General features: G+C 73.1%; 11 protein-coding genes. 6 read left to right on the top strand and 5 right to left on the bottom strand.

Features of this window, described 5'->3' with window-relative positions; all coding sequences use genetic code 11:
• Positions 1-279 precede the first annotated feature (279 nt).
• Positions 280-2,025 carry an NYN domain-containing protein gene (locus AB0D67_RS24235; RefSeq protein ID WP_362939900.1) on the bottom strand — a complete coding sequence of 582 codons (1,746 nt, stop codon included), beginning with the start codon at positions 2,023-2,025 and terminating at the stop codon, positions 280-282.
• 259 nt (positions 2,026-2,284) lie between these two features.
• A complete protein-coding gene (locus AB0D67_RS24230; protein WP_362939897.1) occupies positions 2,285-3,325 on the bottom strand; it encodes a sigma factor in 1,041 nt (346 codons plus the stop codon).
• A 232-nt stretch (positions 3,326-3,557) separates the two neighbouring features.
• On the opposite strand from AB0D67_RS24230, the gene pyrE reads away from it, so the two are divergent.
• Complete coding sequence (pyrE, locus tag AB0D67_RS24225; protein ID WP_362939894.1) at positions 3,558-4,100, top strand: orotate phosphoribosyltransferase; 543 nt, start codon at positions 3,558-3,560, stop codon at positions 4,098-4,100.
• Between the two features lie 46 nt (positions 4,101-4,146).
• Here pyrE and AB0D67_RS24220 read toward each other — a convergent pair whose 3' ends face one another.
• Positions 4,147-4,965, bottom strand: coding sequence for a VTT domain-containing protein (locus AB0D67_RS24220; RefSeq protein WP_362939892.1), 819 nt, complete (start codon positions 4,963-4,965; stop codon positions 4,147-4,149).
• Between the two features lie 166 nt (positions 4,966-5,131).
• On the opposite strand from AB0D67_RS24220, the gene fbaA reads away from it, so the two are divergent.
• The 4 genes from fbaA to AB0D67_RS24200 all read left to right on the top strand — a co-directional run bounded on the left by fbaA (position 5,132) and on the right by AB0D67_RS24200 (position 9,207).
• The gene (gene fbaA, locus AB0D67_RS24215; RefSeq protein ID WP_362939889.1) at positions 5,132-6,154 is read left to right on the top strand and encodes a class II fructose-bisphosphate aldolase; all 1,023 of its coding nucleotides are present in this window, start codon (positions 5,132-5,134) and stop codon (positions 6,152-6,154) included.
• Positions 6,155-6,339: 185 nt separating this feature from the next.
• Positions 6,340-6,759: a DUF3151 domain-containing protein gene (locus tag AB0D67_RS24210; RefSeq protein WP_362939886.1), complete on the top strand. Its 420-nt coding sequence runs from the start codon at positions 6,340-6,342 to the stop codon at positions 6,757-6,759.
• Positions 6,760-6,886: 127 nt separating this feature from the next.
• Complete coding sequence (locus tag AB0D67_RS24205; RefSeq protein WP_362939883.1) at positions 6,887-8,170, top strand: adenylosuccinate synthase; 1,284 nt, start codon at positions 6,887-6,889, stop codon at positions 8,168-8,170.
• Positions 8,171-8,268: 98 nt separating this feature from the next.
• The gene (locus AB0D67_RS24200; protein ID WP_362939880.1) at positions 8,269-9,207 is read left to right on the top strand and encodes a glycerophosphodiester phosphodiesterase family protein; all 939 of its coding nucleotides are present in this window, start codon (positions 8,269-8,271) and stop codon (positions 9,205-9,207) included.
• Between the two features lie 171 nt (positions 9,208-9,378).
• Here the strand turns inward: AB0D67_RS24200 and AB0D67_RS24195 are convergent, their stop codons facing one another.
• Complete coding sequence (locus tag AB0D67_RS24195) at positions 9,379-10,347, bottom strand: NAD(P)-dependent alcohol dehydrogenase (RefSeq protein WP_362939877.1); 969 nt, start codon at positions 10,345-10,347, stop codon at positions 9,379-9,381.
• 59 nt (positions 10,348-10,406) lie between these two features.
• Between AB0D67_RS24195 and AB0D67_RS24190 the strand changes: the two genes are divergently transcribed.
• Positions 10,407-11,063 (top strand): helix-turn-helix domain-containing protein, encoded by a 657-nt coding sequence (locus AB0D67_RS24190; RefSeq protein WP_362939874.1) that lies wholly within the window; start codon positions 10,407-10,409, stop codon positions 11,061-11,063.
• Here AB0D67_RS24190 and AB0D67_RS24185 read toward each other — a convergent pair.
• Positions 11,060-11,815 (bottom strand): hypothetical protein, encoded by a 756-nt coding sequence (locus AB0D67_RS24185; protein ID WP_362939871.1) that lies wholly within the window; start codon positions 11,813-11,815, stop codon positions 11,060-11,062. The two genes, AB0D67_RS24190 and AB0D67_RS24185, sit on opposite strands and share 4 nt — an antisense overlap.
• Positions 11,816-11,872 lie beyond the last annotated feature (57 nt).

Genomic DNA, 11,872 nt, shown 5'->3' with positions numbered 1-11,872 from the left:
CGGAGGTGGGTGGGTGTTCCGGCCGGCTTCAAAACGCCAGAAACCATCGCGCCCGACACCAAGGCCGAAGGCCGGTCGGCACCAGAGCCCAGCCACAACGCCGGCCGGAACACCCACCCACCGCAGCGCGCACCACCGACCAGCACGGCAAGCAGCGACCCACCCAAACCCACAGAAACGCTCCGCAACGCGAAAAGCCCCAGCCTGAAAGCAGGCACCACCGCCCGACCCGGCGACCACCGACCCGCCCGAGCCCGCGGAAACGCCCCGGCCCGACCGTCAGCGGCGGGCGCGTTCGAGGGCGTCCCAGAAGCCGCGGCGGAGGGCGTGACGGACCTCGTCGTGGAGGAGGAAGTCGATCGGCAGGGAGGAACCCTGGAGGAGACGGGCCTCGAGGTCGGAGGGCATCCGGGGCTTGCGGGCCAGCACGGCCTCCAGCCACAGGGCGGGAGCGTCCTTGGCGACGGACTCGCCGAAGTCGTAGCCCTCCTTGTGCGCGGCCTTGACCGCGTCGGCGAGCGTGGTGGCGACGCCCGGGGGCGTGCTCTGGAGCGGCACCGGCGCCGCATGGGGGCCGGTGTAGGAGGACTGGTAGCCGGACATGCCCCCGGTCCCGTTCGACGTGTACGGCGAGGCGGAGGGCAGCGGGCCGGTCGGCCCGTTGGGGGTCGAGGGCGCCGGAGACGAGGGCGGTGAGATCGGGGCGGGAAGCTGCGGCGTCGTGGCGGGCGGGAGGGACGAGGACGGGTCCTGGGTGTAGCCGGAGTAGGAGGACGGCGCGGGATGGGAGGTCTGGGCGTGGCTGGCCCGGCTCCTCCTCTGCGGCAGAGGGGCGGGGGCCGGAGCGCCACCCGTGCCGGTGTTCAGGCCGTCGCCCGTGGCGCCGCCACCCTGGCCGCCGCCTGATGCGGTGCCGATGCCCTGGCCGCCCGTCGCACCGTTGCCCGACGCACCGCCGCTCAGACCGCCGCCCGCCGTGACGCCGCCCTGCGCACCGCTGTTCGGGCCGCTGCCCGGACCGCCGCCCGCCGTACCGGAACCCGGGCCGGTGCCGAGACCGCCCGCGGTGCCGGGGTTCATGCCGCTGCTCGGGGTGGGGTCGTCCAGGCTGCCCAAGCCGCCGCCCGGCGTACCGGAGCCCGGCCCGCCCGTGCCTCCCGGACCGGCCGTACCGCCGCTGCCGCCCAGGCCGGTCGGGCCGCCGCCCAGCCCCCCGACCGGCGCACCGGAGCCCAGGCCGTTCGAACCGCCCGCCGGCGCACCGGAGCCCAGGCCACCGCCCGTGCCGTTTCCGGCGAGGTCACCGCCCAGACCCCCGCCCAAGCCGCCCGCACCGCTCATGGAGCCGTTCCGGCCGGCCGCGCCGCCGCCCAGGCCGGCGCCGAGGCCGCCCGCGCCGCCGCTCGGCGATCCGCCGGTCAGGGGTGAGGTGACCTGGCCGTTTCCAGCGGCGTGGTGTCCGTTGCCGCGGGCGGGCGAGTCGGCCGCGGCGCCGCTCAGGGTGACGTAGGGCCGTAGATGACCGCCGCCGATCTCGATGAGGTCGTCGCACTCCTGGCGGAGCGAGCGGGACACCGCCCAGCTCCCGTCGGCGCCGATGTGCACGACGGTGACGCGGACGCCGAGGTCCTGGGCGTCGCAGACGACCTGGGCGAGGTCCTCGTCGCCGCTGACCACGACGGCGTCGCAGACGGCGTTGTTGCGGGCGAGCGTCATCAGGTCACGGTGGACCTGCGCGTCGACGCCCTCCCGGCGGCCGGGGCGGATGCGCGACAGCCTCAGTTTGAGGCCGGGGATGTCGGCCAGCGTGTCGTGCTCGGGCGTGCGGCGGCCCTCGACGGTCGCCTCGTACCAGTAGCAGCGCAGCACGGGAAGCCCGGTCCGCTCCCGGCACAGGGTGTTGAGGAGCTTCAGCAGGCCCGGGTAGTCCCAGGTGACGGCCTCGCGATGGCGGGTCCCATGCGCGGCCATAGCGCCGTCGGCCAGCAGATAGCCAGCGTCCACGAACAGCGCGCAGCGATCCACGCGACACCGCCCTTCCTACGTGGCCCGCCTTCGGCCTGAGAAAGCCAGAAAGCACCTCTGAGGGATCAGGCAGGCGGCCCTTCCTCAGGGTAATCAAGCAACTGATCGTCTGAGGCTGAATCCCGGCGATTCGACCCGCGCCTGACCATACGCCAGTGTGTCCACGCAGACCGTACCAGTTTGTCCTGTTATTGAGGTCTTCCGTAACCGGCGGATTCACCCGGCCGGTTCCACCGGTGTCCGGGTCCTCCCGGGCGGATCACGGCCGGGAAGGACCGCTCCCCGCTCCCGGCGTCCGGGCGGGCGGGCCGGTGGCGCACCGGTCCGCCGGGGACGCCGGGGACGGCGCACCAGGCGACGGGAACGGCTCGCCGGACGGCGGAGAACCGGACGGCGAGACCGGTGGGCCGCCGGCGGACGCCACCGTGAGCGCGGCGGCCAGGGTCGCCGTGGCGGTCAGCGCGACGACCGCCGCGACGGCCGCGAGGGGACGCCACCATGAGCCGGGCACCCGCCACCGGCGGAACCGCCCGCGCACGCCCCTCGCCCGTTCCAGCCCGGCGAGGTAGGCGGGGAACGCCGGGCCCGCGACGAGGGGGCCGACGGCCCGGCGCAGTGTCCGGCCGACGTCGGCCAGCTCCAGGAAGACGCCGTGGCAGCCGGCGCAGCCGTCCATGTGCTCCTCCAGGGCCGTCGCGGCGCGCCGTTCGAGGTCCCCCCGCAGGTGAGCGGGCATCTTCCGGAGCGCGGGGCGGCAGCCGATCCGGAGGTCCCCGCCCAGGCGGGCCCGGATGTACGCCTGGCGCAGCCCCTCCCGCGCGGTGCGGGCGAGCGCCGCCGCGCCGTCGGGGGCCAGGCCCAGCAGGGGCGCGACCTCGGCCGGTCCGGCCCGCTCGGCTCCCGTGTGCCACAGGACGAGCCGCCAGCGTTCCGGCAGCGAGAAGAAGACGCGCGCCATCGGCGCGCGTTCCGGGCCGGTCGGGGCCGGGTCCGCCGGGGGCGTCCTCCGGCCGGGCCCGCGTTTCCCCCGTCCGCGGTCGCGGACCGTACGGCGGAGCGCGGCGAGCAGCCAGGGCCGGAACGCCTCCCGTGGGCCGCCGCCGTCCCTGACCAGCAGCAGGAGCGCGGTGAAGGTCTCCGCGACGGCGGTCTCGGCCTCGACGGGGTCGCGGACGAGGCGGCGCGCGAGTATCCGGGCGGCCGGGGCGTGCCGTTCGTACAGCGCGCCGTAGGCCGCGGCGTTCCCCCTCCGCGTCGCGGCCAGCAGGTCGGCGTCTCCTTGAAGCCCTACCGCACCCATCGCGAACTCCTCGTTACTCTGCGTAGCAGTATCGGTGATTCCGCATCCGGGGTGATGGCTAAACCAGGATCACGCCTTTGCCTGGGTCACGGCCCGGGTGAAGCGGCCTCCCGGGAGCCGGGGAGAGCGGGTACGGCGCGACCCGCGAGGCGGGAACGGCGGCGCGGGCGGGGACGGAGCGGTGAGCGGGGCGGAGGCGGCGTGCCGGGGAGGCCGCCCTAACCTTGTTGCCATGAGCGATCGTGAGAGCCTGCTGGCCGAGATCAAGAGCAAGGGCGTCGTACAGGGCAAGGTGGTGCTGTCCTCCGGCAAGGAGGCGGACTTCTACGTGGACATGCGGAAGGTGACCCTCGACGGGCAGGCGGCGCCGCTGGTGGGCCGGGTCATGCTGGACCTGACCGAGGACCTCGACTACGACGCGGTGGGCGGCCTCACCCTGGGAGCCGACCCGGTCGCGACGGCCATGCTGCACGCGGCGGCGGCCCGGGGCCGCAGGCTCGACGCGTTCGTGGTGCGCAAGGCGCAGAAGGTCCACGGGTTGCAGCGCAGGATCGAGGGCCCGGACGTCGCGGGGCGGCGGGTGCTGGCGGTGGAGGACACCTCGACGACGGGCGGGTCCGCGCTGACCGCGGTGGAGGCGCTGCGCGAGGCCGGCGCCGAGGTGGTGGCCGTGGCCGTGGTCGTGGACCGGGGCGCGGCGGCGACGGGGGCGGTGGCCGAGGCGGGCCTGCCGTACCGGAGCGCCTACGGCCTGGAGGACCTCGGTCTGGCCTGAGATCGATCCGGCCCGGGGCGGCGCGGGGCCCGGCGGTGACGCGGGGTCACCACCGGTCGTCGCCCCACGGGGAGGACGCGTCGCGGTGGTGCCTGCCCCGGGGGCGGGCCACGCCGGCCTCGCCCTGCGAGTCCGGGACGCCCTGGGCGCCGGGGACTCCCGGGACACCGTGAGGTCCGGGGGCGACCGGCCCGCCGGGGACGCCGGGGGCGTCGGTGACGCCGCCCCTGCGGCCCTTCACGATCTCAATGATGATCGGGATGACCGAGAGCAGGATGACGACCATCGCGCCCGGCAGGATGTACTTGTCGATGTCGGGCACGGCCGAGCCGACCAGCCGGCCGAAGAGCAGCATGCCGTCGGTCCAGACGACGCCGCCGACGCAGTTCCACAGGAAGAACCGCCTGCGGTCCATGCCGAGCATGCCGGCGACCGGGTTGAGGAACGTCCGGACGATGGGGATGAACCGGGCGAGCACCACCGCCTTGGCCGGGCCGAACTTCTGGAAGTAGTGCTCGGCCTTGTCGACGTACTCCTTCTTGAAGAGCCTGGAGTCGGGGCGGTCGAACATCCTGCGGCCGTAGGTGGCGCCGAGGTGGTGCCCGAGCTGGGCCCCGGCGATGGCGCACAGGGGCGCCAGGATCAGCAGCAGCGGGAACGACAGCGGCGCGAGCCCCGGGATGGCGGAGGCGGCCTCGGCCGTGCTGAAGATGCCCGCGGCGACAAGCAGCGAGTCGCCGGGCAGGAAGAAGCCGAGCAGCAGCCCGGTCTCGGCGAAGATGATGCCGAGCACGCCGGCCGTGGCGAACGGGCCCAGCAGGCCGAGCCACCACTTGGGGTCGAGGAGGTTGTGCAGGAGGTCCATCAGCGTGAAGCCTACCCCGCCGGGGATTATCGGCGAGGTCGTCTGGGCATGCGAAGCGGTGGCGGAACTATCGGGCCGGACCCTGACCCTGGATACTGACCAAGGGCGCGGTCCGCGCCGGACCCCGCGCCAGCCGCCTTAAGCCGTCTCGTAGGGAGATGACACCATGCCCATCGCGACCCCAGAGGTATACGCCGAGATGCTGGACCGGGCGAAGGCGAACGAGTTCGCCTACCCGGCCATCAATGTGACGTCGTCCCAGACCCTGAACGCAGCGCTCCGCGGCTTCGCCGAGGCGGAGAGCGACGGGATCATTCAGGTGTCCACCGGTGGCGCCGAGTTCCTGTCGGGTGCGACCGTGAAGGACATGGTGACGGGCGCCAGGGCGTTCGCGGAGTACGCCCGCGTCGTGGCGGAGAAGTACCCGGTGACGGTCGCGCTGCACACCGACCACTGTCCCAAGAACAAGCTGGACACGTTCGTCCGGCCGTTGCTGGACATCTCCCTGGAGCGGGTGGCCCGGGGCGAGGACCCGCTGTTCCAGTCGCACATGTGGGACGGCTCGGCCGTGCCGCTGGACGAGAACCTCCAGATCGCGCAGGAGCTCCTGGAGAAGGCGGCCCGCGCGAAGATCGTGCTGGAGGCGGAGATCGGCGTCGTCGGCGGCGAGGAGGACGGCGTCGTCGGCGAGATGAACGAGAAGCTCTACACGACGGTCGGGGACGCCATGGCCACGGCCGAGGCGATGGGCCTGGGCGAGCGTGGCCGCTACATGCTCGCCGCGACCTTCGGCAACGTGCACGGCGTCTACAAGCCGGGTCACGTCAAGCTCCGGCCGAGCGTGCTGAAGGACATCCAGGAGGCCGTGGGCGCCAAGTACGGCCAGGAGAAGCCGTTCAGCCTCGTCTTCCACGGCGGCTCCGGCTCCGCCCTGGAGGAGATCCAGGAGGCGATCTCCTACGGCGTGGTCAAGATGAACATCGACACCGACACCCAGTACGCCTACACCCGGCCCATCGCCGACCACATGTTCCGCAACTACGAGGGCGTGCTGAAGGTGGACGGCGACGTCGGCGACAAGAAGACCTACGACCCCCGCTCGTACGGCAAGGCCGCCGAGGCCGGCATGGCGGCCCGCGTGGTCGAGGCCTGCCGGCACCTGAGGTCCGCGGGCACGAAGATCTCCTGATCCGCGGCGCCGGGGCGGTTCCCCGGCGACGTGTGACGTGATGGCGCCGGAAGCGACTCCCGGACGGCGCCCGGCGGCCGGGGAGCCGCTCCGGACGCCCGGCGCGGCGCCTCCGCGACTCCCCGCTCGCGGACAACCGGGGGTCGTTCTCCGCCAGGACCGACGGAAGAGGTAGGACTGTCCCCATGGAAACGCACGAGAACCTTCTCGCCGGCCCGCCGCCGACCCGGCTGCCGGACCTGCCCGAAGCCAGGGAGGCGCTGGAATCCGGCGTCCAGGCATCCGACGTCGCCGCGCGCTTCCCCGCCTACCCGGCGGCCTGGGCCACGCTCGCGGACGAGTACTTCGCGGGCGGCCACGCGGTGACGTCGTACGCGTTCGCGCGCACCGGCTACCACCGCGGCCTCGACCAGCTGCGCCGCGCGGGCTGGAAGGGCCACGGGCCCGTCCCCTGGGAGCACGAGCCCAACCGCGGCTTCCTGCGCTGCCTGCACGCGCTGTGCCGGGCGGCCACGGCCATCGGGGAGAAGGACGAGGCCGAACGCTGCCTGCAGTTCCTGAAGGACGCGAGCCCCGAGGCGGCCGAGGTTCTCGGCTCCCGCTGACACCGGTGGATCTCCCGCCGGGAGGGCGGGAGATCCCCATACCGGATCCGTTCGGGTATTCTCACCACGCAAGAGCCCCAGTCGCGATTGCGTCCGGGGTTTTCGTTTTTGTGGTGGGAGAAAAGCGATGCCGGCAGTCGTTCTCGTGGGTGCCCAGTGGGGCGATGAGGGCAAGGGTAAGGCGACCGACCTTCTCGGCGACCGGGTGGACTACGTCGTCAGATACCAGGGCGGGAACAACGCCGGTCACACGGTCGTCATCGGCGACCAGAAGTACGCTCTGCACCTGTTGCCCACCGGCGTGCTCTCGCCGAACGTGGTGCCGGTCATCGGCAACGGCGTGGTCATCGACCCGGGCGTGCTGCTGAGCGAGATCGACGGTCTCAGCGAGCGGGGTGTCTCCTCGGAGCGGCTGCTGATCTCCGCGGACGCGCATTTGATCATGCCGCACCACAAGGCCATCGACAAGGTGTCCGAGCGCTTCCTCGGCAAGGCCAAGATCGGCACCACCGGCCGGGGCATCGGCCCGGCCTACGGCGACAAGGTCTACCGGATGGGCGTGCGGGTCCAGGACCTCCTCGACCCGGGCATCCTGCGGAAGAAGATCGAGGTCGCCCTGCAGGAGAAGAACCAGATCCTCACCAAGCTCTACAACCGCCGGGCGATCGAGGCCGACAAGGTCCTGGAGGAGTACCTCGGCTACGCCGAGCGTCTCAGCCCGCACATCGCCGACACCTCGCTGATCCTGAACAGGGCTCTGGACGAGGGGAAGACCGTGCTGCTGGAGGGCGGTCAGGGCACGCTGCTCGACATCGACCACGGCACGTACCCGTTCGTCACCTCCTCCTCCCCGACGAGCGGCGGCGCCTGCGCCGGCTCGGGCATCCCGCCGACCCGGCTCACCCGCGTGATCGCCATCCTGAAGGCGTACACCACCCGCGTCGGCTCCGGCCCGTTCCCCACGGAGCTGACCGACGAGATGGGCGAGTGGCTGCGCACCACCGGCGGCGAGTACGGCGTCACCACCGGCCGCAACCGCCGCTGCGGCTGGTTCGACGCGGTGATCGCCCGTTACGCCAGCCGCGTCAACGGCGTCACCGACTTCTTCCTCACCAAGCTCGACGTGCTGTCGGGCCTGGAGCGGATCCCGGTCTGCGTGGCCTACGAGGTGGACGGCGTCCGCCACGACGAGATCCCGATGACCCAGACCGACTTCCACCACGCCAAGCCGGTGTACGAGGAGCTCCCGGGCTGGCAGGAGGACATCTCCGGGGCCACGTCGTTCGACGAGCTGCCGCCCAACGCCCAGGCGTACGTCAGGGCGCTGGAGGAGATGAGCGGCGCCCGGATCTCCGCGATCGGCGTCGGGCCGGGCCGTACCCAGACGCTCCAGCTCCACTCGCTGATCTGATCTCCTTGACCTGAGGTTCACCCCCGCGACACGCGCCCGTTGTACGGCGGGCGCGTGTCGTACGGGCGTTCGGCACGGGAGATCGGTAAGGTCCCCCCGTGCATGTCGAGATTCACGGCCACAGGGGGGCTCGCGGGCTCCGTCCGGAGAACACGCTCCCCGGTCTGGCTCACGCCCTGGAGCTGGGAGTCGACGCGCTGGAGTTCGACGTCGTGATGACGGCCGACCGGTGCCTGGTGCTCAGCCACGACCTGACCGTCTCCCCGGTGACCAGCGCCGACCGCGGGCCGGCCTTCCCCGGCGACCCGCTCTTCCCCTACGTCGGCAGGCCCGTCGGCGCACTGACGCTGGCGCAGCTGCGCACCCTCGACTGCGGGATCCGGCGCCCCCGCGCCGGGACCGACCGGTTCGCCGCGACGCAGGTGCCGGTGCCCGACACCCGGATGCCGACGCTCGGCGCCGTGCTGGGCCTGGTGGACGCCTACGGCGCGGACGACGTGCGGGTGCACGTGGAGCTGAAGTCCGACCCGTCCAGGCCCGACCTCACCGCCGATCCCGCGGAGTTCACCGAGGCGGTGGCGGCCGAGCTGGCCCGCCACCGCAGGCTCGACGGGGCGGCGATCCTCAGCTTCGACTGGCGGATCCTGGACGTGGCCCGTTCGCTCGTCCCCGACGTCCCCCGGTACGCGCTGATCGAGCAGGCCACGATGGACGCCGTCTGGCTCGCGGGCCTGAGCCTCGACGACTTCGGCGGCGACGTGCCGGCCGCCGCGGCGGCGGCCGGGGGCACCGTGCTGTCGCCCGCGCACGGCCTGGTCGACGTGGAGCTGGCGAGGCAGGCGGAGAAGCACGAGCTGCCGGTGGTGCCCTGGACGGTCAACGACCCGGGCCGGGCCGCCGAGCTGCTCGACCTCGGGGTGGCCGGGATCGTGACCGACTACCCCGACCGGATGCGCGCGCTGTGGGCGGAACGGGGCCTGCCCGTCCCCCCGCCCGTCGCCCTCCGGCCTCCCACTCGGGTCCCGGTCCCCGCCTAGGGCCTTACGGAGTCGAGATCAGAGGGGTTGCCTGCGGCATGGCCGGTGGCCCTGGTAGGCCGAACTCCGTACAAGCTCCAGCCGTCCTCGTTCCCGACGGCGGCGCCGCGGTGGACGTTCGGCGTGTCCGGCGATGCGCGCCGTACCGTTCTCAGGCGATCCGTACGACTCTCAGGCGATCCGTACGACGACCTTGCCGCGTACGCCGCCCTTCTCCAGTGTCCGGTGTGCCTGGGCGATGTCTTCGAAGGGGAAGACCGTGTCCACGACCGGGCGGATGGCGCCGCTGTCCACGTACCGGGTGAGGTCGGTGAAGAGCCGGGTGGTGGGGTTGCCGCTGAAGAAGCGCACCCGCCGCCGCCCGTGAACGGCCGAGGCGGCGATGTACGCCAGGGACGCCGCGATCCTGCGCTGGTCGAAGGCGATCGCCACCATTCGGCCGGACGGCGTCAGCAGGCGGCGGAAGGCGGCGTGCTCGGTGCCGGCGGTGTCCAGGATCACGTCGAACCCGCCCAGGTCCGCCGGGGCGACGGCGGCGTAGTCGTACGCCTCGTGCGCGCCGAGGTCGCGGACGAGATCGAGGCTGCGCGCCCCGGCGAGGGCGGTGACGTGGGCGCCGAGCGCCCGGCCGAGCTGTACCGCGATGACGCCCACGCCGCCGCTGCCACCCCGGACGAGCAGGCGTTCGCCCGGCCTGAGCGCGGCCAGGTCGCGCAGCGCCGTGATGGCCGTCGTGCCCACCGGGAGCGCCGCAGCCGTCACCAGGTCGAGTCCCGCCGGGGCCGGGGACAGACGGCGGGGGCGGATCGCCACGTACTCGGCGGCGCTCCCGAACGTGCGTCCCAGCGCACCCCACACCCGGTCGCCCGCCTTCGGGCCGGTCACCCCGGGGCCGAGGGCGACGATCTCGCCGGTGAGGTCGACCCCGACCCGTTTCGGGAAGCCCCGCTGCATCAGCCCGGTCACCAGGCGCAGCCGGCCCGTCCGGCCGTGCGCCTCGCCGCCGTTCACGCTGACGGCGTGTACCCGCACCAGCACCTGTCCGGGGGCGGGGACCGGCTTCGGCACCGTGCCCACGTACAGCTCCTCCGGCGGTCCGTACCGGTCGAACAGGGCCGCACGCATCTGATTCGTCTCCATACGGGAGACGCTAGCTCGCTAACCGGACGAGCCCGTCCACTTACGCTAATGTGAGAAATATGGCTGATCATCCCTCTCAGTTGGCGTCGGCCAAGGAACTGCGGGCGGACGCGCGGCACAACCGGGTGCGCATCCTCGACGCGGCGCGGGAGACGTTCGCCGCGCGCGGTCTGGACGCGCCGATGGTGGCCATCGCCCGGCGCGCCGGGGTCGGGGTGGCCACCCTCTACCGGCGGTTCCCGTCCCGCGAGTCCCTGATCACGGAGGTGTTCAAGGACGAGCTGGCGGCGTGCGCGTCGGTCGTGGACGACGCCCTGGCCGACCCGGATCCGTGGCGGGGGTTCCGCGGGGCGATCGAGAAGGTGTGCGCGATGCAGGTCGCCGACCGGGGGTTCACCGACGCCTTCCTCACCACGTTCCCGGACGCGATCGACTACGAGCGCACGCGGTCGCGGGCCGAGCGGGGCTTCGCCGAGATGGTACGGCGGGCCAAGGCCACGGGCCGGCTGCGGGCCGACTTCGACGTCGCGGACCTGATGCTGCTGTTCAGGGCCAACTGCGGCCTCATCGCCGGTGCGGGGGAGGGGGTGGAGGCGGCGTCGCGGCGGTTGGTGGCGTACCTGCTGCAGTCCTTCGGCGCCGGGCACGCCGAACCGCTGCCGCCACCACCGCCGCTCACGCTCGGCCACATGACCCGAACTCTGAGCGGCTCCTAGGACACCGGCTCCCCGTCCCGGACCGGGGCCGGGGAGAGGCCGGCGGAGGCCGTGCCGCGGGACCGCCGCCACATCGAGACGCCGACGAACAGGCTCCACAGCTGCACGACGATGGACACCAGCAGGCCGTAGACCAGGAATCCGGGGAACAGGTCCTCGCGCATGAGCAGCGCCACGGAGGAGACCACCGTCGTCGCGCCGATCACCAGACCGACGCGGCCGAGCCAGACCGGGTGGCCCTCCAGCGTCAGGGCGCGGCCGTACAGCATGGGGGCCAGCCCCCACAGCAGGATGATCGCGATCAGGGACGGGCCGCGCAGCATCTGGAACGCGGTGTGGGCGGCCAGGTCCAGGTTCGCCTGCCCGGCGGGCGCCGCCCCTGCCCACATCCCCGCCAGACTCTGCCCGGTGACGCCGTCGATGGAGTGCTCGGTGCCGTAGATCGCCGCGCCTGCCAGCACGCCGGCCGCGCCCATCCTGCCCAGTACCCTGCCGAGCGGGTGCGTGAGCGTGCTCGCGAGGGTGACGAATCCTGCGGTCCAGGTCAGCACGCCGAGGATCGCGCCGATGTGGACCCCGGCGTAGAACGGGTGGGCGCTGATGAACCCCAGCGCGGCGTGCGCGTCGGCCGCCGGGAGGTCTCCGTGATTGAGGCGGAAGCCGGCGACGGCGACGCTGCCGGCGACGGCGCACGCGCCGCCCAGCCGCAGGGCCGTACGGCGGGCGGTGGACGGTGTCTCTTCCTGACGCATGGATCTTCTCCCGTGGGGGGTGGAGGAGGAACACCCGCAATGGTCGTCACCCGGCGG

Origin of the sequence: Streptosporangium sp. NPDC048047 (assembly GCF_040653115.1) — a bacterium.
Classification (GTDB): Bacteria; Actinomycetota; Actinomycetes; order Streptosporangiales; family Streptosporangiaceae; genus Streptosporangium.
Note: the sequence above shows the minus strand (reverse complement) of the source record. Positions and strands in the feature narration are given on the sequence as shown.